The following is a 24,860-nucleotide window of genomic DNA, read 5'->3' as shown; positions in this document are numbered from 1 at the left end:
GGGCGAATGGCTACTTGGGGTCCGGCATCGCCGACGGCCAGGGAAGCAGACCGGGAAGATCGGCGCCGTCCCCGGCGGCGGTGGCCCGCAGGCTGTCCAGCGACGGCTGCCGGCCCGCAAGCCAGGCCGCAATGTCCGTCACCATCCCGCTGACGACGACGGTGCTGCCGCCCGTTCCGAGGGTCAGCGGCGGGAGTGCCACGGGCTGCAGGACCAGCCGGGTTTGCGCCGGCACCCGGGCGGCGAGGAAGTCGAAGAGGTGGGAGCAAAATGCCAAATTCCAGGTTTCGGGTCCCGCGCCGGTGTCCAGGTCCGCGGTGTGGATGACCAGTTCGCGCCAGAGGGCCAGGCCGGCGTCGAACATCACGCCGTCGCGGAAGGCGATGCGGGTCTGCCATTCGTCATGCCCCAGCGCATCGAAGGCCGCCAGTGCCCGCTGCAGCGCGGCTGCGACGTCCTCCCGGTGCTCCTCCAGGCTGTGGCCGGCGGCAAGCTCGATGGCCCGGTTGCGGCCGTCCACGCCGCCGTCGTACAGCTCCACCGTTTCGCCCCGGCGGCCGAACTCCACCTGCCGGGCCAGCGCACTGCAGATGCCGGCGATATGGGCCAGGAGGTGGCCGCGGCTCCAGCTGGGAAGGGTTGAGGGGGCCTTTTCGCCGCCGCCCGGAATCCGGTCCACCGCAGCGGTCAGTGCGTCCGCGGCCTTGTGCAGTTCAGCGGGGAGGGCGGCAGGGGAAGGTGAGGTCATGCGGCCAGCCTAGCCGAGCGGTCAGTCCAGGGGGCTTCCGTCCGGCCCGACACGGTGGCGGACGTGCCGGCGGTCGTTGCTGGCCTGCCAGAACTCTATTTCGGCCGGCTGGAGGGCGTAGAGCTGCCAGTCCGGGTTGTCGCTGCCATCGGCCCGGGGCCGCTCATGCCAGTCGACGGCGGAGGCCTCTGCGGAAAGCTCAACCACGGTGCCCACGACCCTTACCTGCCGGCCCAGGGCCGCCCAGTAGAAATTCATCGCCGCGCGCGGTGACCCCGACAGCTCACGGCCCTTGCGGGAGGTGCGGGACGTTGCGAAGTGCCAGCCGTCGTCGTCAATGTTCTTCAGGATGAGCATCCGAGACGAAGGCTGCGGGCCGCCGCCGGCCCCCGCACCCACCGTGGCGAGGCTGAAGGCGTGCGGCTGCTGCTCCCCTGCATCCAGTGCCTCGTCCAGCCACTGCTTGAAAAGCAACGCCGGGTCCTGCGGTGCGATGGCCGGGTCGAAGCCGGGCAGGTCGGATGGAAAGTCGGGCAGTGTGCGAAGGAACTTGCGGAAGGTTTCGCTCATGGCCCCAGCCTAGCCACAGACGCCAAGGGGGCCGCGGAACTTGAACCGGAGCCAAGGGCGAGGGGTGCCGGATGGGAACGCTACAAATCACATCCAGTCGCCCAGAATTTGCCTGTTGGCCTGCCGGAGTTCGTCGAAACCGTTTTCTGGATGGAGGGTGGGAGTTGTCCACCAGTCACTGGCATTGGGCGCGGTGAACATCCGCCGGCCGGCGCCCAAGGGGGTCACGTTCCAGAAGCCTGGAGGCTGGAGGTCAGGGTGGCCGGTGCCAAGAACCTGGGCACCAAAAATCCCAGGCACAGTTGTCTTCATTGAGTGGTGGTCAGCGGAAAGATCGATGGCCTCCGGCCCGGGGATACCGTGCTGAATCATTGCGCTGCGGGGAGTGGGAATTCCAAACCAGCCGCTGGTGACAGCAGCGTAATCGACATGAGGGGCCATGTCCGTAAGCAAGCCCGTCAACGACTCCCACGCCGCTGTTTCAGAACCCTTGATCTCGATTGATGGAAGAATCCAACCCTCCCAAGAGAAGATCACATATCGGTCGCCGTCCCGTGTCGGGAAAAGCAGTTCGGCACAACCCACATCTGCACAGCACTGCATAATCACGTCTGCCACCTGGTGGGCCTCGCAGCGCGCCAGCGTGAAGTGCAAGCCGGCGAGGACCGGCCCGGTGGCGTTCGCCATCGCCCAGCGTACGAACAAGTCGACTATGTCCCTGAACGTACGGCTGTTGACCGCCCAGCGGTCCAGGTTCTTCTTGGTTTCGCGAAAGGCCAACGGAGTCTCGCGGTGATCAAGCGCGGCATCAGCAGCGCAAATGGCAGCTGTGTAGCCCATCCGGCCCGTCCGAGGCCTGGGGCCCAGCTTGTCGGCGCAGGCCGTGATGGTCCCGCTGAAGCCGACCGCAGCGATGGCACCTGCGATCACTCCTGCCACTTCCACCGCATGGCGGGGGGAATCGATCTGCCAGATATAGATGGCACTGCCTCGGCTGACCTGGACGGCGTGATAGCGCTGGTCAGGGAGCTCGTCCATCCGGATCTCGGCGATGGCGGCGTCGATCTCACGGGTTGAGGGCTGTTGCCGGTCGGGAGCGGGCACGCACAGGTATCCCTGGTAAAACATGGCGTCAGAATTCACCGTTTTGATTTTCTGTGCGTCGATCTGAATGCCCGGACTGTTGTCCACCCAGTGCCCCCTTGAACTCCCTTGTGATACCCCGGAGTCTACGACCGCGTGTCCGGCCCGAGTAGGCCCAGGCGTGCAGCCTTGGGGCTGCTGCTCACTTTTCGGGGGTGGAACTTTCAGAAACGACAGAGGTCCCCCTCCACAATGGGAAGGGGACCTCTGCGGAAAACCGCAAGCCGGCCGCCAGGGTCAACAATGCTTCCTACCCGGCGTACTCCCGCACGCCGGCAAGCTCGCCTTCCAGCGCAGCCAGCTGGCGTTCGACGGCGGCCGGTGCCGTTCCGCCCTGGGAGTTGCGGCTGTTCAGTGAACCCTCGGTGGAGAGGACGGTGCGGACCTCCGGGGTCAGGTGCTCCGAGATCGCCGCGTACTCTTCGTCCGTCAGGTCCCACAGCTCAACGCCGCGGGACTCCGCCTGCTTGACGGCGGCACCGGACAGTTCGTGGGCTTCGCGGAACGGCACGCCCTGGCGGACCAGCCATTCGGCGATGTCCGTCGCCAGGGCGAAGCCCTGCGGGGCCAGCGATTCCATCCGCTGCGTGTTGAACTTCAGCGTGGCGATCATGCCGGACACGGCCGGGAGCAGCAGCTCCAGGGTATCGGCGGCGTCGAACACCGGCTCCTTGTCCTCCTGCAGGTCGCGGTTGTACGCCAGCGGCAAGCCCTTGAGCGTGGCCAGCAGCCCGGTCAGGTTGCCGATCAGGCGCCCCGCCTTGCCACGGGCCAGCTCGGCGACGTCCGGGTTCTTCTTCTGCGGCATGATCGAGGACCCCGTGGAGTACGAATCATCAAGCGTGACGAAGGAGAACTCCTTGGTGGCCCAGAAGATGACTTCCTCGGAGATCCGGGACAGGTCCACGCCGACCATCGAGCAGACCCAGGCGAACTCGGCGAAGACATCGCGGGACGCGGTGCCGTCGATCGAGTTGTGAACGGCGGAGAAGAAACCGAGGTCCGCCGCCACCGCTTCCGGGTCCAGTCCAAGCGAGGAGCCGGCCAGGGCGCCGGAACCGTAGGGCGAAACCCCTGCCCGCTTGTCCCAGTCCTGGAGCCGCTGCACATCGCGCAGCAGGGCCCAGGCGTGGGCCAGCAGGTGGTGGCTGAGCAGGACCGGCTGGGCGTGCTGCAGGTGGGTGCGGCCCGGCATGGCGACACCGTGGTGCGCCCTGGCCTGCTCCACGAGCGCGTCCACGGTGGCCAGGACACCGCGGGCGATGATCCGGGCATGGTCGCGCAGGAACATCCGGCCCAGGGTGGCCACCTGGTCGTTGCGGGACCGGCCCGCGCGGAGCTTGCCGCCCAGCTGGGCACCGGCTCGCTCGATCAGGCCGCGCTCCAGGGAACCGTGCACGTCCTCATCCGACTCGGCGGGCAGGTAGGCACCGGATGCCACATCCTCGTCCAGCTGCGTCAGGGCCGCGAGCATGCCTTCCAGCTCGGCGTCGTCCAGTAGCCCGGCCTTGTGCAGCACGCGGGCGTGCGCCTTGGAGCCGGCTATGTCGTAGCGGGCAAGCCGCCAGTCGAAGTGCGTTGACTTGCTCAGCGCAGCCAGGGCGTCCGCGGGGCCGCCGGCGAACCGGCCGCCCCACAGGGCACCTGCGTTCGTTGCCTCGGTTTTTTGCTCAGCCACGCGGGCTACTTCCCTGCGACGCGGATGTCGCGGCCGGAGGCAACCTTGGCAGACATGCCCCACAGCTCGATGAAGCCCTTGGCCTGGGACTGGTCGAAGGTGTCGCCGGTGTCGTAGGTGGCCAGGGAGAAGTCGTACAGCGAGGTGTCGGAGCGGCGGCCGTTGACGATGGCCTGGCCGCCGTGCAGGGTCATGCGGATGTCGCCGGAGACGTACTTCTGGGTGTCCTCGATGAAGGCGTCCAGGGAGCGCTTCAGCGGGGAGAACCACTGGCCGTCGTAGACCAGCTCGGCCCAGCGCTGGCCCACGGTGGCCTTGAAGCGGGCCTGCTCGCGTTCGATGGTGATGTCCTCGAGGTGCTTGTGCGCGGTGATCAGAGCCATGGCGCCCGGGGCTTCGTAGATCTCGCGGGACTTGATGCCCACCAGGCGGTCCTCGACGACGTCGATGCGGCCGACGCCTTGTGCACCGGCGCGGCGGTTCAGTTCCTTGATGGCCTGCAGCGGGGTGACCTTGACGCCGTCGATCGCGACCGGCACGCCGGCTTCGAAGGAGATGGTGACCTCATCCGGTGCCGGCGGGAACTCCGGGGTGGCGGTGTAGTCGTAGATGTCCTTGGTGGGAGCGTTCCAGATGTCCTCGAGGTAGCCGGTCTCGACGGCGCGTCCCCAGACGTTCTGGTCGATGGAGTACGGGTTCTTCTTGGTGGTCTCGATGGGCAGGCCCTTCTCCTCGGCGAAGGCGATGGCCTTGTCGCGGGTGAGGGCGAGGTCGCGGACGGGTGCGATGCACTTCAGGTCCGGGCCGAGGGTCTGGATGCCCACTTCGAAGCGGACCTGGTCGTTGCCCTTGCCGGTGCAGCCGTGGGCCACGGTGGTGGCGCCGAATTCGCGGGCAGCCTTGACCAGGTGCTTGACGATCACCGGGCGGGAGATAGCCGACACCAGCGGATAGTGGCCCTGGTAGAGGGCGTTGGCCTTCAGGGTGGGCACGCAGTATTCGTTGGCGAACTCGTCCGAGGCGTCGGCGACGTAGGCTTCGACGGCGCCGCAGCCCAGGGCGCGCTGGCGGATGGTTTCCAGCGATTCGCCGCCCTGTCCGACGTCGACCGCCACGGCGATGACCTCGGCACCGGTGGCTTCACCGATCCAGCCGATGGCGACGGACGTGTCCAGGCCGCCGGAGTAGGCCAGCACAATGCGTTCAGTCACTTTAAATGCTCCTTGTTGGGGTTGTTGGATGATTTTCTCTTCAAGCTTATTGCCCGGCATCTTCCGCGAGCTGCAGGAAACGGGCGGCGAGGTCCGGGCCGCCCAGCGGGTCGCGGGAGACCAGCAGGACGGTATCGTCACCGGCGATGGTGCCCAGGATGGACGGCATCACCGAGTGGTCGATGGCCAGGGCCAGGAAGTTCGCAGCTCCCGGCGGCGTCCGGAGGACCGCGATGTTGGCGGATGCTTCGGCGGTAACCAGCAGTTCGCTGCACAGCCGGGCCAGCCGGGCGTCCAGGATCTCCTGGGTGACGCCGCTCTTGGCGGCCCGTTCCCCGCCCTCGCCGGGGACGGCGTACACCAGGACGCCCTCCTTCCCGCGGACGCGGACGGCGCCGAGCTCCACCAGGTCCCGGGACAGCGTGGCCTGGGTGACCTGGACGCCGTCGTCCGCCAGGAGCGCCGCCAGTTCTGCCTGGGAACGCACGGACTGCCCGGTGAGGATGGCGATGATGCGCGCCTGCCGGGCGGTCTTGGTGGCCGGGCTGGAACCCGGGGAAGACGGCTGGGCGGACACTAGAACGTGCTCTCCCCGGTGCCTTCGACGGGGGAAAGTCCGTCCACGAAGGCGAGGCCGGAGCGGTGCATCAGCCAGGCCATCAGGGCCTTCTGCGCGTGGAGCCGGTTTTCGGCTTCGTCCCAGACGATGGACTGCGGACCGTCGATGACGTCCGCGGAGATTTCGTAGCCGCGGTAGGCGGGCAGGCAGTGGAGCACGACGGCGTCATCCGCAGCGAGTGCCATGGCGTCACCGTCGACGGAGTAGTCCCGGAACAGCTGCAGCCGGGCTTCCTTTTCGGCTTCCTGGCCCATGGAGACCCAGGTGTCGGTAGCGACGACGTCTGCCCCCTGCAGGGCTTCCTTGGCATCCGTAGTGATGAGCACGGAGCCGCCGGTTTCCGCCGCGCGTTCCTCGGCTGCTGCCACGATGTCCTCCGCAGGCAGGTAGCCCGCCGGCCCGGCGATGCGGACGTGCATGCCGGCCGTGACGCCGGCCAGCAGGTAGGAGTTGGCCATGTTGTTGGCGGCATCTCCGAGGTAGCTCATGGTGAGGCCCTTGAGCTCGCCCTTGTGTTCCTTGACGGCCAGCAGGTCCGCCAGCAGCTGGCAGGGGTGGTAGTCGTCGCACAGGGCGTTGATGACCGGGACCTTCGAGTTTTCGGCCATGGCCACCAGGCCTGCATGGGCGCCGGTGCGCCACACGATGGTGGAGACCATGCGTTCGAGGACCTTGGCGGTGTCCTCCACGGATTCCTTGTGCCCGATCTGTGCTTCGCCCGGGTTGATGATCAGGGCGTTGCCGCCCATGTCGGCCACGCCGGTGGCGAAGGAGACGCGGGTGCGGGTGGAGGTCTTGTCGAAGATCACGGCGACGGTCTTGCGGCCGCTGCCTTCCGCGGCGTAGGGCTGGACGCTGTAGGGGGCCGCCTTCATGCGGGCGGCAAGTTCCAGCACCTCCGCCTGCTCGGCGGGGCTGAGGTCGGTGTCCTTGAGGAAGTGCCGGGTTGCGGTGGTCACTGGGCGTCCTTTGCTGCTTGGAGGATTGCCGGGAAAGCGGAGAGGAAGGTATCGGCCTGCGCTGCGGTGAGGATCAGCGGGGGCGCCAGGCGGATGGTGCGCGGGCCCGGGCTGTTGACGATGAAGCCGGCATCCAGGGCGGCCTGCACCACGGCGGGGGCAACATCGGCGTCGAGGTCGAAGCCGATCAGGAGCCCTTCGCCGCGGACCTCGGTGACGCCGGGGATGCCGGCCAACGCGGAGCGCAGGTGCTTCCCCACGGCGGCAACGTTCGCGAGAACGTTCTGGCTTTCCAGGGCATGGAGGGTGGCAAGGGCCGCCGCGGTGGCCACGGGGTTCCCGCCGAAAGTGGTGCCGTGCTGGCCTGCGGACAACAGCGACGACGTCTCCTCACCGAACGTGATGAGGGCACCGATCGGGAAGCCTCCGCCGAGGCCCTTGGCCAGGGTGATGGCGTCGGGAACGATGCCTGCGTCCTCGCTGGCAAACCACTTGCCGGTCCGGCCGATGCCCGTCTGGACCTCGTCCAGGATGAGCAGGGCGCCCACCTTGCTGGTGGCTTCCCGGGCTGCCTTCAGGTAGCCCGCCGGAAGGGGCCGGACGCCGGCTTCGCCCTGGATCGGTTCCAGGAAGACGGCGGCAACGGTGTCATCCACAGCGGCTTCCAGCGCGGCGATGTCCCCGAACGGGATGTGCACCACGCCGCCGGGCAGCGGCTCGAAGGGTGCACGGTAGGCTTCCTTGGCGGTAAGCGCCAGCGCGCCCATGGTCCGGCCGTGGAACGCACCCTCAAGGGCGACGATCTTCGTGCGCTTGACCTGTCCGTCCCCCGTGTTGCGGCGTGCCAGCTTGAAGGCGGCCTCATTCGCTTCGGTGCCGGAGTTGCTGAAGAACACCTTGGAGCCGGCGGGAGCGTGCGCCAGTTCCAGGAGTTTTTCGGCCAGGGCCACCTGGGTGGGGCTGGTGAAGAAGTTGGAGACGTGGCCCAGGGTGGCCAGCTGGCTGGCGATGACCGACGTGACAAACGGGTGGGCGTGGCCCAGGGCGTTGACCGCGATGCCGCCGAGCAGGTCAAGGTATTCCCTACCGTCGGCGTCCCAGACCAGGCAGCCGGCGCCGCGGACCAGGACCCGCTGCGGCGTGCCGAACACGTTCATCAGCGAGTCCGAGTAGCGGGACAGCCACTCGGAGCCGGCGTGGCCCGTGGTTTCCACTAACTCATTCACAGATGGTTTTTCCATGGTGTTCATCCGTTGATCTCCTCATCCGGGACTACCTGGGTGCCGATGCCCGCGGTCGTAAATGTTTCAAGAAGCATGGAGTGGGCCAGGCGGCCGTCCACGATGTGTGCGCGTTCCACTCCCTCGTCGACGGCCTTGAGGCAGGCGGCCATCTTGGGGATCATGCCGGACTCAAGCTTCGGCAGCATCTTCCGCAGTTCAGAAGCGGTGAGGGACGAGATCAGGGAGGACTTGTCCGGCCAGTTGGCGTAGAGGCCTTCGACGTCGGTCAGGATCACCAGCTTGGAGGCTCCAAGTGCCGAGGCCACGGCGGCCGCCGCGGTATCGGCATTGACGTTCAGGACCTGGCCGGTGGGCTGGAACCGCGCAGCCCCCGCCACGCCCTCGCCGCCGTCGATGATTTCCGGGGCCACCGTGGAAATCACGGGGATGCGGCCCGCGGCGAGGATGTCCATGATGCCTGCGGGGTCGACGCCGACCACCTCGCCGACCAGGCCCAGGTCCACTTCTTCGCCGTCCACCACGGTCCCGGTGCGGACGGCGCGGAGCAGGCCGCCGTCTTCGCCGGACATGCCGACGGCGTACGGCCCGTGGGAGTTGATCAGCCCCACCAGTTCGCGTCCCACCTGGCCGGTGAGGACCATGCGGACCACGTCCATCGCCTCAGGGGTGGTGACCCGCAGGCCGCCCTTGAATTCGGATTCGATGCCCAGCCGGCCCAGCATGGCGTTGATCTGGGGGCCGCCGCCATGGACCACCACCGGGTGGATGCCCACATGGTGCAGGAAAACGATGTCCTCGGCGAAAGCACGCCGGAGTTCGTCGTTGACCATGGCGTTGCCGCCGTATTTGATCACCATGGTGGTGCCGGCGAACCGCTGGATCCAGGGCAGGGCCTCGATCAGGGTTTCTGCCTTGTCCTGGGCAGCGGACATGCTGGTGGTTTCACGCGTCTGGGTGTTCATGGTGTCACTTTCCACGGCGGTTTGGGCCTCGCAGGTCGTTCGCCTGCTGGGATTCCTAGCTGGAGTAGGCGCTGTTTTCGTGCACGTAGTCGTGGGTGAGGTCGTTGGTCCAGATGGTGGCTTCGGCGTCGCCTGCCTGCAGGTCAATTTCCACCAGGACTTCGCGCGGCTCCAGGTCCACCAGGGAGCGGTCATCGCCGATGCTGCCGTCGCGGCAGATCTGGATGCCGTTCATGGCCACGTTGAGCTTGTCCGGTTCGAATGCGGCGTCGGTGGTGCCGACAGCGGAGAGCACGCGGCCCCAGTTAGGGTCCTTGCCGAAGATGGCGGCCTTGAACAGGTTGGAGCGGGCGACAGACCGGCTGACGGTCTCGGCGTCGGCTTCGCTGGCGGCGTTGAAGGTCCGGATGGCGATGTCGTGGCTGGCGCCCTCGGCATCGGCGATCAGTTTGCGTGCCAGCTCCGCGCAGACCTGCGTCAGTCCGGCGCCGAACGCCTCGGCGGACGGCACAGCCCCGGAAGCGCCGGAGGCCAGCAGGACCACGGTGTCGTTGGTGGACATGCAGCCGTCCGAGTCCGCCCGGTCAAACGTGACGCGCGTGGCGTCGCGCAGGACGACGTCGAGCATCTCCGGCTGCACCATGGCATCCGTGGTGAGCACCACCAGCATGGTGGCCAGGCCCGGGGCCAGCATGCCGGCGCCCTTGGCGATGCCGCCGATGCTGAATTCCTGGCCGTCGGCGTCGGTGCCGATGAAGAGGGCGGACTTGGGCACGCTGTCCGTCGTCATGATGGCGGTGCCTGCATCCGGGCCGCCGTCGGTGCTCAGCGCCGCCGCAGCGGCCTCCACCCCGGGGAGGATCTTGTCCATGGGCAACTGCTCGCCAATCAGTCCCGTGGAGCAAACGAAGACGTCAGTGGCCGAAATGCCGAGGACCTTCGCAACTTTCTCCGCCGTGCTATGGGTGTTCTGGAAGCCGGTGGGTCCGGTGCAGGCGTTGGCCCCGCCGGAGTTCAGGATGACGGCGTCCACCCGGCCGTCGGAGACCACCTGGCGGGACCAGTGCACGGGGGCGGCTGCCACGCGGTTGCTGGTGAAGACGGCGGCAGCTGCCTTGGAGGGTCCGTCGTTGACGACCAGGGCGAGGTCGGGGTTGCCGGAGGCCTTGAGTCCGGCGGTGACGCCGGCGGCCCGGAATCCCTGGGGTGCGGTGATGGTCACGGGGCTACTCCCTGCAGGTTGAGGCCGGCAGTTTCCGGCAGGCCGAGTGCGATGTTCATGGACTGGACGGCCCCGCCTGCGGTGCCCTTGGTGAGGTTGTCGATCACGCTGGTGACGACGACCCGTCCCGTGTGGGCGTCGAAGGCCAGCTGCATGACGGCGTGGTTGGAGCCCTGGACCGATTTGGTCGTCGGCCACTGGCCTTCCGGCAGCAGGTGGACGAACGGTTCGTCGTCGTACGCCTCGGCCCAGGCCAGCCGCAGCTGCGCGGCCGTGGTGCCGGCCTTGACCTTCGCAGTGGCGGTGGTCAGGATGCCGCGGCTCATGGGGGCAAGGGTGGGCGTGAACGATACGGTGACTTTTTCGCCGGCGGCGTTGGACAGGCCCTGTTCGATTTCGGGCGTGTGCCGGTGCCCGCCGCCCACGCCATAGGGGCTCATGGAGCCCATGACTTCGGAACCGATCAGGTTCACCTTGGCGGCCTTGCCCGCGCCGGAGGTGCCGGACGCTGAAACGATGACGACGTCGTCGGGCTCCAGCAGGTGCGCGGCGAAGCCCGGTGCGAGGGCCAGCAGGGACGAGGTGGGGTAGCAGCCCGGAACGGCGATGCGCTCGGCGCCCTTGAGGGCTTCGCGCTGGCCGGGCAGCTCGGGAAGTCCGTAGGGCCAGGTGCCGGCGTGGGCGGAGCCGTAAAACTTTTCCCACGCGGCAGGGTCCTCAAGCCGGTGGTCCGCGCCGGCGTCGATGACTACCGTTCCCTCCGGCAGCTGGGCGGCGATCTCCGCGGAGGCACCGTGCGGCAGGGCAAGGAACACGACGTCGTGGCCGGAGAGGTTCTCCACCGTGGTGTCCTCAAGGATGCGGCTGGCCAGTCCGTGCAGGTGGGGCTGGAGTTCACCGAGGCGGGAACCGGCGTTGCTGTGGGCTGTGATGGCTCCAATGGTCACACCGGGGTGGCCGGCGAGCAGGCGGAGGACCTCTCCCCCGGCGTAGCCGCTGGCGCCCGAAACCGCAACAGAAATAGTCATGCTTCGACTATACAACAATATTTATGCATTGCTACCGATATTTATGCATAGACGAATGGTTCTTGATGACGGGCCGGCACTTGTCCTGCCATCCCACTGTGTCCCTAGGATGGTTTCGGCAGCCGGGGCCGGAGATGCCGGGACCCGCGAAAGGAGCGCCATGACGCACGCAATCGTCGCACGGCAGGCAGGCGGACCGGAAGTCCTTGACTACGCGGAGGTGGAAATCCCCACTCCCGGTCCGGGACAGCTGCTGTTCAAGGTCGGGGCGGCCGGCGTCAACTTCATTGACACTTATAAGCGCAGCGGGATCTACAAGGTCCCTTACCCGTTCACGCCCGGGTCGGAGGCCGCCGGCACGGTAGAGGCAGTTGGCGAAGGAGTGACCGGATTCAGCGTGGGCAGCCGGGTAGCTACTGCAGAAGGCATCAACTGCTACGCGGACTATGCGCTGGTGGATGAGGACGCCGCGCTCCCGGTGCCGAAGGGGCTGGACATCTTCACCGCCGCCGCCCTCCCCCTGCAGGGCGTCACCGCCCATTACCTGATGAACTCGACGTTCAAGGTGGAGCCGGGCCACAAGGTCCTGCTGCACGCGGGCGCCGGAGGCGTGGGGCTGCTGCTGATCCAGCTGCTCAAGGCCCGTGGGGCGGAAGTCATCACCACGGTCTCCACCGACGAAAAGGAACAGCTTGCGCTCGACGCCGGCGCGGACCACGTACTGCGCTACGACGGCTTCTCCGAACGGGTCAGGGACATCACGAGCGGCACCGGAGTGGACGTGGTGTACGACGGCGTGGGGAAGGACACCTTCGACGGCTCGCTGGCGTCCCTGCGGGTCCGCGGAATGCTGGTGCTGTTCGGCGCCGCGTCCGGCCCAGTCCCCCCATTCGACCCCCAGCGCCTGAACTCCGGCGGCTCCCTGTTCCTGACGCGGCCCACCATGGGCCACTACCTGCGGGACGCCACGGAAAGGCGCTGGCGTTCGGATGAAGTTTTTGCCGCCGCCGCCGACGGCAGCCTCAAGGTCCGGATCGGTGCACGCTACCCGCTCAGCCAGGCCGGGCAGGCGCACCGCGACCTCGAGGGCCGCAGGACCACCGGGAAGGTTCTCCTGGTGCCCTAATGTCCGGCCACGTGAACGGCGCGCAAACGCCCGGACGGCCCGAAGCGGCGCCTCCGGGCGCGCCGGACACCTGTTGTTCATCTTCTCTGCGGAAAATACGGGGGTGATCCAGCAGCAGGTCCCCTCCGGGGATGCACGTTCCCGCGAGGAGCCAGCCAGCACAATGACAGACGCAGCAGCAGCCCCGGACATGTCCCGGGCGTCCTACAGCGGCGGCGGGCGCCCTGCGGCCCACCAGCCCCAGCTGCCCGGCGCCCTCGCTGCACCGCCGGCCAGGACCCTGATTGACATCCTGCAGGAGACAGCCGCCCGTTTTCCCGAGGCGTCCGCACTGGATGACGGCCGCACGTCGCTCAGCTACGCCCAGTTGCTGCAGGCCGTCCGGGCCACCGGCCGGCGGTTGCACCACGCCGGACTGGGCGCCGGCGACAGGATTGGCGTGAGGATCCCCTCCGGCACCAGCGAACTGTATGTCTCCATCCTGGCCATCCTCCTGGTGGGCGCCGCCTACGTTCCCGTGGATGCGGACGACCCCGACGAGCGGGCCACGCTGGTGTTCGGCGAAGCGGGCGTGGCGGCCGTCCTCAGGGCCGGCGGCGCCATTGAACCGGGGCCTGGCAGAACCCTGCCCGGCGGTCCCTTCAAGGGTGCCCGGCCGCCGGGTCCCGGCGACGACGCCTGGATCATCTTTACGTCGGGATCCACTGGGACGCCCAAGGGGGTGGCTGTCCAGCACCGGTCGGCGGCGGCATTCGTTGACGCGGAGGCGAGGATCTTCCTTCGCGGGGATCCGCTCGGCCCCCAGGACCGGGTCCTGGCCGGCCTGTCCGTCGCGTTCGACGCTTCCTGCGAGGAGATGTGGCTTGCGTGGCGCCACGGCGCCTGCCTGGTGCCCGCGCCACGGGCGTTGATCCGCACCGGCATGGATCTGGGGCCGTGGCTGATCAACCACGGCATCACGGCCGTTTCCACCGTGCCCACCCTCGCGGCGCTGTGGCCAGCCGAATCACTCGAAAACGTCCGCCTCCTGATCTTCGGCGGCGAGGCCTGCCCGCCGGAGCTGGCTGAACGCCTTGCCGTGGAGGGCCGGGAGGTCTGGAACACCTACGGTCCCACGGAAGCGACGGTGGTGGCCTGCGCGGCGCCCCTTGGCGGGCCCGGCCCGGTACGGATCGGGTTGCCCCTGGACGGCTGGGACCTGGCCATCGTTGACGGGAACGCGGTGCCGGTGGCCGAGGGCGCGGTGGGCGAACTCATCATCGGCGGAGTGGGCCTGGCCCGCTACCTTGATCCGGTGAAGGACGCGGAAAAGTACGCGCCGATGCCGGGCCTGGGGTGGGACCGCGCCTACAGGTCTGGCGACCTCGTACGATACGAAAAAGCGGGCCTGGTCTTCCAGGGCCGCGCCGACGACCAGGTCAAGCTGGGCGGCCGCCGGATCGAACTCGGCGAGATCGACGCGGCCATGCAGGCACTCCCAGGAGTCGCCGGCGCCGCGGCAGCCGTGCAGACCACCGCCGCGGGCAACCAGATCCTGGTGGGCTACCTTGCGCCGGTATCCGGCCAGGACCTGGACCTGGCGGCTGCACGGGAACAACTGTCCGCCAGGCTCCCGGCGGCCCTGGTGCCGTTGCTGGCGGCTGTGGAGTCGCTCCCCACCAAGACCAGCGGAAAAGTGGACCGGCACGCCCTGCCGTGGCCACTGGCCGGTGCGGGCGCCGCCGAAGCGGATGCAGCTCCGCTGAACCTCCCGGACGATGCCACGTGGATCGTGGAGCAGTGGAGCAGCGTGCTGGGCAGTCCAGTCAGCTCGCTGGATGCCGACTTCTTTGCCTACGGCGGCGGATCACTGTCCGCCGCGCAACTGGTGTCCGCGCTCAGGGTGCGCTACCCCACCATCACGGTGGCCGATGTCTATGCCACGCCCCGGGTGGGCGCACTGGTGGAGCTGGCGCGGCAGGTCCACCCGGCCGGAGACTCCGGTCCTGCGCGGGAGCGCACCGTGCGGCCCACCGCCAGGAAGTCGCAGGTCTTCCAGACGCTCATGGGGGTGCCCCTGCACGTCCTGGTGGGCATGCGCTGGCTGACCTACCTCATGGCCATCAACAACCTGTTGGCCGGCTTCGCGGGATTCACCGCGGCGCCCACCGTTTCGTGGTGGTGGGTGGCGGCTTCCTGGCTGGTCTTCGTCAGTCCGGCCGGGCGGATGCTGCTGTCCGTCGGCGCCGCCAGGATCCTCCTCCGTGGCGTGAAGCCGGGGATCTACCCCCGGTCCGGCCGGGTCCACCTCCGGTTGTGGCTCGCCGAACAGATCCAGGACCTCGCCGGTGCCATCAGCCTCGCCAGTGCGCCCTGGGTGCCGTATTACGCCAGGGCGCTGGGGGCGAAAATCGGCCGCGACGTCCAGCTCCATTCACTGCCGCCCGTTACGGGGATGCTGACGCTGGGCAGTGGAGCCAACGTGGAACCGGAGGTGGACCTGTCCGGGTGGTGGATCGACGGTGACAACGTCCACATCGGCGCTATCCGGATCGGCCGGGGCGCCAACATCGGGGCGCGGAGCACGCTGATGCCGGGGTCTTCGATCGGGGCGGGCGCACAAGTGGAAGCCGGCTCCGCGGTGCTGGGGAAGGTGAAGGCGGGCCAGCTGGCGGCGGGGTCGCCGGCCCGGCGGCAAGGCAAGGCGAAGCACACCGTGCCGGACACCCCGGTCCCGGGGAGGCTGGCCGCACGGGCGTGGTTCGCCGGCTTTGCGCTGGCCTCCGCAGTGCTGTCCACCATCCCCTACCTCTCCGCGGCCGCAGGGCTCTGGACCGCGTACGCCTTCATCCAGGGCAGCACCTCGCTGACAGGGGCCCTGCCCCGGCTCGTGGCGGCCCTGGCTCCGGCGTCCCTGGTGTGGTTCACAGCGACGGCGCTCCTGGTCCTGGCCGCCACGCGGCTCCTGTCCATCGGCATCACCGAGGGCTACCACCGGGTCCGCAGCCGCGTCGGCTGGCAGATCTGGGCCACCGAGCGGGTGCTGGATCTGGCCCGGGACCTGCTCTTCCCCATCTATGCCAGCCTCTTTACGCCGGTATGGCTGCGCCTGCTGGGTGCAAAGGTGGGCAGGAACGTGGAAGCATCCACGGTGCTGCTGATACCGAAAATGACCACCGTGGGTGAAGGGGCGTTCCTTGCTGATGACACCATGGTGGCTTCCTACGAGCTCGATGGCGGCTGGCTGCGCGTGGCTCCGGCAAAAATCGGAAAACGGTCCTTCCTGGGCAACTCCGGCATGACCGCCGCGGGCCGCAACGTCCCGAAGAATTCGCTGGTGGCCGTCCTGTCAGCCACCCCGGCAAAAGCGAAGTCCGGCACATCCTGGCTGGGAAGCCCGCCCGTCCGGCTGCGGCGGACGGCCATCGCGTCCGACGACACCCGCACCTTCCAGCCCCCGCCCAGGCTGAAGCTGGCGCGCACCCTGTGGGAGCTCGGCCGCTTCCTGCCGGTCATGCTCACCGCCGGTATCGCGGCCGCCACCATGCTGGCCTTTGACTGGATCGCGGCAGGCTTCGGCTACGCCGTGGCGGCGCTGCTCACCGGCCTGGTGATGCTGCTCGCCGGTTTCGTGGCCGCCGCAGCATCCGTGGTGGCCAAATGGGTCCTGGTGGGACGGATCCGTCCCGGCGAACACCCCCTCTGGAGCTCATTCATCTGGCGCAACGAAGTGGTGGACAGTTTCATCGAACTGGTCACGGCCCCGTGGTTCGCCCGGGCGGCCTCGGGCACCCCGGCCCTGGTGTGGTGGCTGCGCGCGCTCGGGGCGAAGATTGGCGGCGGCACGTGGTGCGAGAGCTACTGGCTGCCCGAAGCGGACCTGGTGACCCTGGGCCGGAATTCCACGGTGAACCGGGGCTGCGTGGTGCAGACCCATCTATTCCACGACCGCGTGATGAGCATCGACGCTGTTACGCTCGAGGACGGGGCCACCATGGGCCCGCACGGGGTCATCCTTCCCCAGGCCAGCATCGGCGCCGGCGGAACGGTGGGGCCGGCGTCCCTGGTGATGCGCGGCGAATCAGTGCCCGCCGCAACATACTGGATGGGTAACCCGGTCAGCCCATGGAGCGGGCCCGGATCACCGTCCGCCACCGAACCGAAGGTCCCATGAGTTCTTCAGCATCCGCCGCCCGGGGCGCACTTATCGCAGCCACCGGCGCCTCCCCCGACCCGTACCTGCCCGGCGCCGGGACGAACGCCTTCCGCGTAGGGCGGTACGAACTGGACCTGGACTACCGTGTGGCCAGCAACCGGCTCAGCGGCAAAGCGGTGCTGCACGGCGTGACCTGCGCCCCGACGTCGGCCATTGTCCTGGACCTTGTCGGCCTGCGCGCCACGAAGGTGCTGCTGGATGGCCGCAAGCCGCTCCGCTTCGCCCAGCGGGCGGGTCAGCTGGTGGTCACGGCACCGCACCCATTCGAACCGGACCAGCCCTTCACCCTGGAGGTGCGCTACGAGGGCAATCCGCGGCCACGCCGCGGCCCATGGGGCGACGTGGGCTGGGAGGAGCTGACGGACGGAGTCCTGGTGGCCGGACAACCCAACGGTGCACCCTCATGGTTCCCCTGCAACGACCACTCCGGAGACAAGGCGAGCTACCGGTTCACCGTCACCACTGAAGCGAACTACCGCGTGGTGTGCAACGGCGTACTGCAATCGCATACCGCCCGTGCCAGCCGGGAAACCTGGGTCTACGAACAGTCGGAGCCGATGGCCGCCTACCTGGCCACGGTCCAGATCGGCCGGTACGCACTGCTGGAGCTGGACAGTGGCCGGCACGGGATGCCGGTTCCGCAGTCCGTGGCGGTCTCCCCCGCCCTGGCGGAGCGAGCCGTGACGGGGTTGGCCCGGCAGACGGCGATGATGCGCACGTTCAGCAGCTGCTTCGGGCCGTATCCGTTCTCCGGGTACACCGTGGTGGTCACGGACGACGAACTGGAGATCCCGCTTGAGGCACAGTCGCTGGCCGTCCTGGGGCCGAACCATTTGGGCCTGGACTGGGAGTCCCAGCGCCTGATTGCCCACGAGCTCTCGCACCAGTGGTTTGGCAATTCCCTGACGGCGGCGGGCTGGCAGGACATCTGGCTGCATGAAGGCTTCGCCTGCTATGCAGAATGGATCTGGTCCGAGGAAGCCGGTGTCATGCCCGTGGCCGAACAGGCCGCCGCTGCCTGGCGCCGGCTGGCAGAGGAAGACCAGGACATCCTGGTGGGCGATCCCGGTCCCGGGCGGATGTTCGACGACCGGGTCTACAAGCGCGGCGCGCTGGCCGTACACGCGGTCCGGATGGCCGTGGGCGACCTCGCCTTCTTCGCTGTGCTGCAGGAATGGACCGCCGGGCACAGGCACGGGTCCGTCACCACGCAGGATTTCATCGTGGCCGTCAGCAGTGCCACGGCGGTCGATGCGGAGTCGCTGCTGCACCCCTGGCTCTACGAGGAGCCGCTGCCGCCATTACCGCTGGCCTGAGCCGGCACGGAAAGCGCGACGGCGGCCGCAAGGTGTGGAGGCAGCCCGGTTTCGTCCGGGTCCAGGTCGCGCAGGCCGGGACGGTCGAGGACGTCCAGCGAGGAGGGCGCAATGGTGAGTCCCTCCCCCGTCATCTTCAGCCAGGCTTCCTTGCGGGCCCAGAGCCGTGCCCTCGCCGCCGGCAGCAGTTCGGCCGGGACGTCCCTGAGAGTCCGCCGCTCTGCAGGCGCCAGGGAAACCTCGTCGAACCCATCAAAGCCGGTTCGCAGTGGATCCTCGATGTCCACCCCCAGGCGCATTCCCGGGGCGGCGTCCACCGCGGCGGCGAGCAGCGTCCAGTCCCCTGCCCGGGAAAGACTCAGGGCCAGCGGCAGAGTCGCGCCACGGTAGGAATAGCCCGGCCGGCCGTGGCCCAGCTCCGGTCCGGTGCCGCAGCGCGGGCAGCTGTAGGCCACTGTGAGGTCTGCGGCGGGCACGGAAAGCAGCTCCGCAGCGAACCGCCGCAGCGCCAGCCGGCCGGCCAGGAGACGGGTGCCGCCGGCCGGGGCCAACGCCTTGGCCCGCGCCAGTTCAACGCCGTCCAGGAGGTGTTCGGCTTCCCGCCGCACCGCGGTCGCTTCCCCTGGCAGCAGGAAGGGCGGGATGGCGCGCACTTCGCATTGCGCCATGACCCGCCCTTCCCGAAAAGCCTGCAGGAAACCTACCGCTGCACGGCTCCGAAGCGTTCGGCAGCCAGCGCAACTGCGCCTTCACGCGCTGCCGAGGCCTCGTCAGCGGTCAGGGTGCGGTCGGCGGCCCGGAAGCGGAGCCCGAAGGCCAGCGATTTCTTGCCGTCCTCGATGCCCTTGCCTGCGTAGACGTCGAACAGTGCCACGTCTTCCAGCAGCTCTCCGGCGCCTTCACGCAAGGCGGCAAGGACGTCGTCTGCGGGCACGTCGGCCGGGACCACGAGCGCCACGTCCTGGGTGGCCACCGGGAACGTGGAAATGTGGCGGGCCACGATCACGTCGGGCGCGGCCTCGAACAGGGCATCGGCATCGAGTTCCAGGGCCACCGAACGGGCGGGCATGTCCGAGGCAGCCAGCAGTTTGGGGTGTAGTTCGCCGGCGTAGCCAACGGTCTCCCCCGTGCGCAGCGCCAGGCGGGCGGTGCGGCCGGGGTGGAACGCCTGGTGGCTGCCTTGGCTGACCACCAGGTCCACGCCCAGTACGTCGCCGGCAAGCCGGGCCACGTCCAGGGCGTCGGCCCAGTCCCACACGCGGGGCGTGTGGGACGCGGCGGCCGGGGAATCGTGGCCGGTGAGGACCGCCGCGATGTGGAACGGCTGGTTCGGGACGCCGTCGTACAGCGCGTCCAGCACCTCGTCGGCAGGCTTGGCGCCCAGCGGCGGGATGGAGGCTGTGCCCACTGTCCCCTCGGGCAGGAACACCAGGCCGGATTCGAACAGGGCCAGGTCCCGGAAGCCACGGGAGTGGTTGCGCTTGGCCACCTCGATCAGTCCGGGCAGGATGGACGTGCGCAGGTAGCCGTGCTCCTCGCTGATCGGGTTGGCCAGCTTGAGGGCGGTCCGGGCCCCTCCTTCATCAGCGACGCCGAAGGTGTCGTTGGCAGCCTTGGACACGAACGGGTATGAGAGGACCTCGGTGAGTCCGGCGTCGGCCAGTGCCTGGATGAGCCGGCGGCGCTGCTGCTGGACACGGGTGAGGCCACGGCCCGGAGGGGCGACCGGCAGGGTGGCGGGGATCTTGTCGTAGCCCACCAGCCGGGCAATTTCCTCGGTCAGGTCTTCCTTGGTCTCCAGGTCGCTCCGCCAGCTGGGCGGCGTAACGGTCCAGCCGCCGTCGTGCTTCACCACTGCGGCGCCAAGGTCTTCAAGGGAAGTGACGATCTGTTCCTCGGTGAAGTCGATGCCGATGCGTGCGGCAGCGAAGCCGGCGGGCAGGTCGATGGTGATGGTTTCCGGAGCAGTTCCGACGTCGGTGCCGGCTTCGTCTGCCGTGCCGCCGGCCAGTTCCACCAGGAGGTCAACCACGCGCTGGGCGGCAATGCCGGCCACCTGCCAGTCAACGCCACGTTCGAAGCGCTTGGACGCCTCGGACGGCAGCTTGTGCCTGCGCCGGGACCTGCCGATGGACACGTCGTCAAAGTGCGCCGCCTCAACCAGGATGTTCGACGTCGAGTCGCCCACCTCGGTGGCCGCGCCGCCCATGACACCCGCGATGCCGATGGCTCCGGAGTCGTCGGTGATGAGCAGGTCCTCGGCGTCAAGGGTGCGTTCCTTGCCGTCCAGGGTGGTGATCTTCTCCCCTGCGGAGGCGCGGCGGACCACGATGTCGCCGGAGAGCTTGTCCAGGTCGTAGCAGTGCGTGGGCTGTCCCAGTTCGAACATGACGTAGTTGGAGATGTCCACCGGCAGCGAGATGGAGCGGACGCCGGCGAGCCGGAGCCGGGAGACCATCCATGGCGGAGTGGGCCGGGTGGCGTCCACGCCCCTGACGGTGCGGGCCACGAAGCGGTCGCAGCCGGCTTTGCCGTAGATGGGGGCGTCGTCGTTGAGCTTGACGCCGTAGCCGCCGGACAGTTCCGCCGGGGCGCTCACGCGGGATGCGGGGTCCGTGAAGGCGGTGCCGGTGGCGTGCGCGTATTCGCGGGCCACGCCGCGGATGGAGAACGCGTAGCCGCGGTCAGGGGTGACGTTGATTTCGGCCGCCTGGTCGTAGAGGCCCAGGAGTTCCATGGCGTCGGTGCCCACCTCGGGGTCCAGCCCGATGCGGGAGAGCACCAGGATGCCGTCGTGGTCCTCGCCGATGCCCAGTTCGCGGACCGAGGCGATCATGCCGGCTGACAGGTGGCCGTACGTCTTGCGGGCGGAGATGCGGAAGTCGCCGGGCAGCAGGGCCCCGGGAAGCGTGACCACTACCTTGTCGCCCTCAACGAAGTTGTGCGCGCCGCAGATGATGCCCTGGACGCCGGAGGGGTCGATGCCGTCCCCGGTGAGGGTCTGTTCCTTGCCTTCGGGGACAATCCGGACCTGGCACCAGTTGATGGTCTTGCCGTTGGTCTGCGGTTCCTTGACCAGGCTCAGGACCTGGCCCACCACCACGGGTCCCTGGAGGGTGTCAGTGGGACGGTGGACGGCTTCTTCTTCAAAGCCGACCTTGACCAGGTCTTCCATGACGTCTTCGGCCGTTGCTCCGGCCGGTACTGCTGCGAACTCCCGCAGCCAGGAAAGTGGGATACGCACTGTTAGATCTCCATCCCGAAGTGCTCGCTGAACCGTACATCGCCTTCGATCATGTCGTGCATGTCCCCCACCTCGTTGCGGAACATGAGGGCACGCTCGATGCCCATGCCGAAGGCAAAACCTGAATAGACGTCCGGGTCGATGCCCGCGGCGCGCAGGACGTTGGGGTTGACCATGCCGCAGCCGCCCCACTCGATCCAGCGCGGGCCGCCCTTGGCGCCGGGGTGGAAGATGTCCAGTTCGGCGGAGGGCTCGGTGAACGGGAAGTAGTTGGGCCGCAGGCGGACCTTTGCCTCCTCACCGAACATCTGGCGGGTGAAGTGCTCCAGGGTGCCGAGCAGGTCCGCCATGGACAGTCCCTTGTCGATGGCAAGGCCCTCGAACTGGTGGAACACCGGGGTGTGGGTGGCGTCCAGTTCATCGGTGCGGAACACCTTGCCCGGGCAGAGCACGTAGATGGGCACCTCGCGCTCGAGCATGGAACGGACCTGCACCGGGGAGGTGTGGGTCCGCATCAGCAGGTGCGCTTCGGGCGGTTCCACGAAGAAGGTGTCCTGCATTTCGCGGGCCGGGTGGTCCGGCTTGAAGTTCAGGGCATCGAAGTTGAACCATTCCGATTCCACCTCGGGGCCTTCGGCGATCTCCCAGCCCATGCCCACGAAAATGTCCGCGACGCGGTCCTGCAGGGTGGACAGCGGGTGGCGCGCACCGGCGCGGCGGCGGCGGGGGGCGGCAGTGACGTCAACGGTTTCCTCGACCAGGATCCGGGCATCGTTCTCGGCTTCGAGCACCTCGGCGCGCTCGGCGAGCGCCTTGTTGACCCGGCCGCGGGAGGCACCCATCAGCTTTCCGGCGAGCGCCTTCTGGTCCTTGGGCAACCTGCCGATTTCGCGGTTGGCAAGGCTGAGCGGGGATTTCTCGCCGCTGTGGGCAAGGCGTACCGCCTTCAGCTCGTCAAGGGTGGCCGCACCGGCGATGGCGGTGATGGCCTGGTCTACAGCGGCGTTGATGGCGGCCTCATCCGTGGGGTTCGGGATGGCGGCGCCCGGCAAAGTTTCAGTCATCTACTGTTCTTAGCTACGAGTCGTGGCTGCCGGCGGCCGGTCAGCCATGCACGGTTTCCCGCGCGGCCCGCCCGTCGCCGGCAGGTCATGGATGAATGCGCTGAACGTCAGCGTCATTCAATGACCAGGTCAGGGCTCGCCGGCAGGACCGGCGGCCACTGCCCTCCAGTCTAGTAGAACCGTCCGGCTACCATGGCCTCATGACTTTGCGGCAGCGCGCGGGTTCCCTTGCCGGCACGACGACGGCCCAGCGGCTCAGGCGGGCAGCGAACCTCCTGAACGGGAGCACCCTTGCCGGCCTCGCCGTCGCCCTCGCCGCACGGACAGACATCAGCCAGGGCCCGCGCGGACTGCTTATCGCTGCCGGTTACCGCTGGCGGTTGCCGCTGGCGCAGGCCTTCACCCTGGGCAACGTGGTGCTGTGCAGGGCTTCTGCCGCCGAGTTGTTGTCGCGGCCCGTGCTCCTGGGACACGAGGAGCGGCACTGCAGCCAGTATGCGTGGTGCCTGGGGCTTCCCTTCCTTCCCCTGTATTTGGCGGCCGCCGCCTGGTCGATGCTGCGCACCGGCAATCCGGGGACCGCGAACATCTTTGAACGGCGGGCCGGGCTGGCAGCCGGCGGCTACCCGCTCCGGGCGGGGAGGCAGGCGTGACGGCCCAGGACGTACATTCCCCTGTGGACGCCGGGACCATCACCGTCACGGGGACGGGTTGGGCGGAGGCCGCCCCGGACCTGATGCTTGTCTCCCTAGGTGTGGAGAGCCGGGCCGAATCAGTGGCTGAAGCGTTTGCAGCTGCCGGCGAGGGCCTGGCGGCTGCCACGTCGGTCTTACGGAGCCGCGGTGTTGCCCCGGGCGATATCCGTTCGACCGGCCTGGCCGTCCGGGCTGACCTCGCCTGGCGGGACGGTGAAGGCCAACGGCTGGTGGGCTACGTGGCGTCAAGCAGTGTGTCCGTCAGGCTGCGGGATCCCGGCATGGCGTCGGCCATCGTCTCCGAGGCTGTCCTCGCCGCCGGGGACGATGGCCGCCTGAACAGCCTCCAGCTGGTCCTTTCAGACGATTCCGCGGTCCGGGCACAGGCACGTGACGCCGCCTGGCAGGACGCACTCCAAACTGCCGGGCAGTATGCCGCGCTGGCCTCCGCCACGCTGGGGAAGGTCCTGGCTGTGACCGAACCGCGCCCGGCACCGGGACCCGTGCCGCTGGCAGGGATGCAACGTGCATCCGCCACGGAGGGCCCGTCGGTGGAACCAGGAGTCAACCGGGTCGAGGCGGCTGTAGCCGTCACGTGGGAGCTGCTGCAGGCCCAGCGAGGGTAGGCAACGCCGCTGCGGCGGTGCCCCGGACCGGCGGCCGGGCTGTCCGGGCGGCGCGGCACCCTTGACTTAAATTCGAACATGTTTTCGAATGGGTGTCATGAGATGGGAAGCCCAAGCACTGGTGCCCACGCCGGACGCGCCCGGCCCGGCGTTGCTGCCGCTGGCGGGCCTGGTCCGCTCCGTCACTACCCCCGAGTTCGCCGGGATCACCTTCCACGAGGTCACCGCCAAATCGGTGCTCAACAAGGTCCCGGCGGGGTCGAAGATGCCGTTCGAATGGACCGTCAATCCCTACCGCGGCTGCAGCCACGCCTGCGTCTACTGCTTTGCGCGCAAAAGCCACACGTATCTGGACTTCGACGCCGGCATGGACTTCGACAGCCAGGTGGTGGTGAAGGTCAACGCCGCCGAGGTCCTCCGGAAGGAACTGAACAAGGCTTCCTGGACCCGGCAGCAGGTGGCCCTGGGCACCAACACCGATCCCTACCAGCGGGCCGAGGGCCGGTACAAGCTCATGCCCGGGATCATCAACGCCCTGGCGGAGTCGGGAACGCCCTTGTCAATCCTCACCAAGGGGACGCTGCTGGCACGTGACATTCCCCTGCTCAAGAGCACCGCAGCCCAGGTGCCCGTGGGGCTCGGCATCTCCCTGGCCATGACCGACGAAGCCCTCTCGGAGGCCATCGAACCCGGCACCCCCGGGCCCAGGGCCCGCCTCAAGCTGGTGTCCAGGCTTCGCGAGGCCGGGCTGCCCTGCGGCGTCATGGCCATGCCCATCCTGCCGTGGCTCTCCGACAGCGATGAAGCCCTGGATGCCCTGTTCGCCTCGCTGGCGGCCGCCGGAGCCACCGGCGTCACTGCCGGTGCCCTGTACCTGAAGCCGGGCACCAGGGAGTGGTTCATGAAGTGGATTGCCGCCCACCACCCCGCACTGGCCGGGCGCTACCGGCGGCTCTACGGGACCGGTTCCTATGCGTCCAAGGAGTACCGGACGTGGCTCGCGGGCAAGGTCCGCTATTTCAAGGCCCGGTATGGCTATACGCAGGCGTCGGGTTTCAGCCACCGGGACCTTGACGATCCACGGGCCGAGGAAGCGGCGTACCCGGCGGGGAGCATTCCCGCAGCGGTCCCCGGCGGACCCGTGGCGGGCTCCCCCGCGGCAGCGTCTTCGGCGGCCGGGCCGGCTGTGCAGGATTCCCTCTTTTAGCCG

The 24,860-nt window shown here is 68.5% G+C and carries 20 protein-coding genes; 6 read left to right on the top strand and 14 right to left on the bottom strand.

The annotated features are described in order from the left end of the window. Positions 1–10 precede the first annotated feature (10 nt). The 11 genes from ACFVTD_RS07830 to argC all read right to left on the bottom strand — a co-directional run bounded on the left by ACFVTD_RS07830 (position 11) and on the right by argC (position 11,384). Positions 11–748 (bottom strand): maleylpyruvate isomerase family mycothiol-dependent enzyme, encoded by a 738-nt coding sequence (locus ACFVTD_RS07830; protein WP_387560485.1) that lies wholly within the window; start codon positions 746–748, stop codon positions 11–13. A gap of 21 nt (positions 749–769) precedes the next feature. Further along, positions 770–1,318: a pyridoxal 5'-phosphate synthase gene (locus tag ACFVTD_RS07825; RefSeq protein ID WP_387560483.1), complete on the bottom strand. Its 549-nt coding sequence runs from the start codon at positions 1,316–1,318 to the stop codon at positions 770–772. An 87-nt stretch (positions 1,319–1,405) separates the two neighbouring features. Continuing rightward, positions 1,406–2,509 carry a hypothetical protein gene (locus ACFVTD_RS07820; protein WP_387560480.1) on the bottom strand — a complete coding sequence of 368 codons (1,104 nt, stop codon included), beginning with the start codon at positions 2,507–2,509 and terminating at the stop codon, positions 1,406–1,408. 202 nt (positions 2,510–2,711) lie between these two features. Then, complete coding sequence (gene argH, locus ACFVTD_RS07815; protein WP_387560477.1) at positions 2,712–4,139, bottom strand: argininosuccinate lyase; 1,428 nt, start codon at positions 4,137–4,139, stop codon at positions 2,712–2,714. Between the two features lie 5 nt (positions 4,140–4,144). Beyond that, positions 4,145–5,350: an argininosuccinate synthase gene (locus ACFVTD_RS07810; protein WP_018763590.1), complete on the bottom strand. Its 1,206-nt coding sequence runs from the start codon at positions 5,348–5,350 to the stop codon at positions 4,145–4,147. Between the two features lie 46 nt (positions 5,351–5,396). Then, entirely contained in the window at positions 5,397–5,927 is a 531-nt protein-coding gene (locus ACFVTD_RS07805; RefSeq protein WP_387560474.1) for an arginine repressor, read from the bottom strand. Next, a complete protein-coding gene (argF, locus tag ACFVTD_RS07800; protein ID WP_387560471.1) occupies positions 5,927–6,928 on the bottom strand; it encodes an ornithine carbamoyltransferase in 1,002 nt (333 codons plus the stop codon). Before argF ends, ACFVTD_RS07805 begins: the two co-directional genes overlap by 1 nt. Next, positions 6,925–8,178, bottom strand: coding sequence for an acetylornithine transaminase (locus ACFVTD_RS07795; RefSeq protein WP_387560468.1), 1,254 nt, complete (start codon positions 8,176–8,178; stop codon positions 6,925–6,927). The genes argF and ACFVTD_RS07795 overlap by 4 nt, the downstream gene beginning before the upstream one ends. Further along, positions 8,175–9,134: an acetylglutamate kinase gene (gene argB / locus ACFVTD_RS07790; protein ID WP_387560465.1), complete on the bottom strand. Its 960-nt coding sequence runs from the start codon at positions 9,132–9,134 to the stop codon at positions 8,175–8,177. The genes ACFVTD_RS07795 and argB overlap by 4 nt, the downstream gene beginning before the upstream one ends. Before the next feature lie 55 nt (positions 9,135–9,189). Then, on the bottom strand, positions 9,190–10,356 hold the full coding sequence (gene argJ / locus ACFVTD_RS07785) for a bifunctional glutamate N-acetyltransferase/amino-acid acetyltransferase ArgJ (RefSeq protein ID WP_387560462.1): 1,167 nt from the start codon (positions 10,354–10,356) through the stop codon (positions 9,190–9,192). Then, on the bottom strand, positions 10,353–11,384 hold the full coding sequence (gene argC, locus ACFVTD_RS07780; RefSeq protein WP_387560459.1) for an N-acetyl-gamma-glutamyl-phosphate reductase: 1,032 nt from the start codon (positions 11,382–11,384) through the stop codon (positions 10,353–10,355). Before argC ends, argJ begins: the two co-directional genes overlap by 4 nt. 160 nt (positions 11,385–11,544) lie before the next feature. Here argC and ACFVTD_RS07775 point away from each other — a divergent pair, with 160 nt between their 5' ends. The 3 genes from ACFVTD_RS07775 to ACFVTD_RS07765 all read left to right on the top strand — a co-directional run bounded on the left by ACFVTD_RS07775 (position 11,545) and on the right by ACFVTD_RS07765 (position 18,021). Next, entirely contained in the window at positions 11,545–12,510 is a 966-nt protein-coding gene (locus ACFVTD_RS07775; RefSeq protein ID WP_387560456.1) for a quinone oxidoreductase family protein, read from the top strand. Between the two features lie 190 nt (positions 12,511–12,700). Continuing rightward, a complete protein-coding gene (locus ACFVTD_RS07770) occupies positions 12,701–16,663 on the top strand; it encodes a Pls/PosA family non-ribosomal peptide synthetase (protein ID WP_387560543.1) in 3,963 nt (1,320 codons plus the stop codon). Then, the gene (locus ACFVTD_RS07765) at positions 16,660–18,021 is read left to right on the top strand and encodes a M1 family metallopeptidase (protein ID WP_387560454.1); all 1,362 of its coding nucleotides are present in this window, start codon (positions 16,660–16,662) and stop codon (positions 18,019–18,021) included. The genes ACFVTD_RS07770 and ACFVTD_RS07765 overlap by 4 nt, the downstream gene beginning before the upstream one ends. Here ACFVTD_RS07765 and ACFVTD_RS07760 read toward each other — a convergent pair. Genes ACFVTD_RS07760 through pheS form a run of 3 tightly spaced genes read right to left on the bottom strand, consistent with a single transcriptional unit; the run spans position 17,985 to position 22,329 of the window. Continuing rightward, positions 17,985–18,689, bottom strand: coding sequence for a 4'-phosphopantetheinyl transferase family protein (locus ACFVTD_RS07760; RefSeq protein WP_387560451.1), 705 nt, complete (start codon positions 18,687–18,689; stop codon positions 17,985–17,987). The two genes, ACFVTD_RS07765 and ACFVTD_RS07760, sit on opposite strands and share 37 nt — an antisense overlap. A gap of 32 nt (positions 18,690–18,721) precedes the next feature. Beyond that, on the bottom strand, positions 18,722–21,265 hold the full coding sequence (gene pheT, locus ACFVTD_RS07755) for a phenylalanine--tRNA ligase subunit beta (protein ID WP_387560449.1): 2,544 nt from the start codon (positions 21,263–21,265) through the stop codon (positions 18,722–18,724). A 2-nt stretch (positions 21,266–21,267) separates the two neighbouring features. After that, positions 21,268–22,329 carry a phenylalanine--tRNA ligase subunit alpha gene (gene pheS, locus ACFVTD_RS07750; protein ID WP_387560446.1) on the bottom strand — a complete coding sequence of 354 codons (1,062 nt, stop codon included), beginning with the start codon at positions 22,327–22,329 and terminating at the stop codon, positions 21,268–21,270. Positions 22,330–22,529: 200 nt separating this feature from the next. Here pheS and ACFVTD_RS07745 point away from each other — a divergent pair, with 200 nt between their 5' ends. The 3 genes from ACFVTD_RS07745 (at position 22,530) to ACFVTD_RS07735 (ending at position 24,857) form a co-directional block, all read left to right on the top strand. After that, positions 22,530–22,982: a hypothetical protein gene (locus tag ACFVTD_RS07745; protein WP_387560443.1), complete on the top strand. Its 453-nt coding sequence runs from the start codon at positions 22,530–22,532 to the stop codon at positions 22,980–22,982. Next, positions 22,979–23,650, top strand: a complete 672-nt coding sequence (locus ACFVTD_RS07740; protein WP_387560440.1) for an SIMPL domain-containing protein — start codon at positions 22,979–22,981, stop codon at positions 23,648–23,650. Before ACFVTD_RS07745 ends, ACFVTD_RS07740 begins: the two co-directional genes overlap by 4 nt. Positions 23,651–23,747: 97 nt before the next feature. Further along, on the top strand, positions 23,748–24,857 hold the full coding sequence (locus ACFVTD_RS07735; RefSeq protein ID WP_387560437.1) for an Rv2578c family radical SAM protein: 1,110 nt from the start codon (positions 23,748–23,750) through the stop codon (positions 24,855–24,857). Positions 24,858–24,860: the final 3 nt, after the last annotated feature.

Source organism: Pseudarthrobacter sp. NPDC058119, assembly GCF_042884655.1.
GTDB lineage: Bacteria > Actinomycetota > Actinomycetes > Actinomycetales > Micrococcaceae > Arthrobacter.
This window is presented reverse-complemented; position numbering and strand designations above follow the sequence as displayed.

Excerpts from the sequence above, each read along its gene's own strand:
- ACFVTD_RS07830 (WP_387560485.1), bottom strand. The coding sequence starts at position 748 with ATGACCTCACCTTCCCCTGCCGCCCTCCCCGCTGAACTGCACAAGGCC.
- ACFVTD_RS07825 (WP_387560483.1), bottom strand. The coding sequence starts at position 1,318 with ATGAGCGAAACCTTCCGCAAGTTCCTTCGCACACTGCCCGACTTTCCA.
- ACFVTD_RS07795 (WP_387560468.1), bottom strand. The coding sequence starts at position 8,178 with ATGAACACCATGGAAAAACCATCTGTGAATGAGTTAGTGGAAACCACG.
- argB (WP_387560465.1), bottom strand. The coding sequence starts at position 9,134 with ATGAACACCCAGACGCGTGAAACCACCAGCATGTCCGCTGCCCAGGAC.
- argC (WP_387560459.1), bottom strand. The coding sequence starts at position 11,384 with ATGACTATTTCTGTTGCGGTTTCGGGCGCCAGCGGCTACGCCGGGGGA.
- ACFVTD_RS07775 (WP_387560456.1), top strand. The coding sequence starts at position 11,545 with ATGACGCACGCAATCGTCGCACGGCAGGCAGGCGGACCGGAAGTCCTT.
- ACFVTD_RS07770 (WP_387560543.1), top strand. The coding sequence starts at position 12,701 with ATGTCCCGGGCGTCCTACAGCGGCGGCGGGCGCCCTGCGGCCCACCAG.
- ACFVTD_RS07765 (WP_387560454.1), top strand. The coding sequence starts at position 16,660 with ATGAGTTCTTCAGCATCCGCCGCCCGGGGCGCACTTATCGCAGCCACC.
- ACFVTD_RS07760 (WP_387560451.1), bottom strand. The coding sequence starts at position 18,689 with ATGGCGCAATGCGAAGTGCGCGCCATCCCGCCCTTCCTGCTGCCAGGG.
- pheS (WP_387560446.1), bottom strand. The coding sequence starts at position 22,329 with ATGACTGAAACTTTGCCGGGCGCCGCCATCCCGAACCCCACGGATGAG.
- ACFVTD_RS07745 (WP_387560443.1), top strand. The coding sequence starts at position 22,530 with ATGACTTTGCGGCAGCGCGCGGGTTCCCTTGCCGGCACGACGACGGCC.
- ACFVTD_RS07735 (WP_387560437.1), top strand. The coding sequence starts at position 23,748 with ATGAGATGGGAAGCCCAAGCACTGGTGCCCACGCCGGACGCGCCCGGC.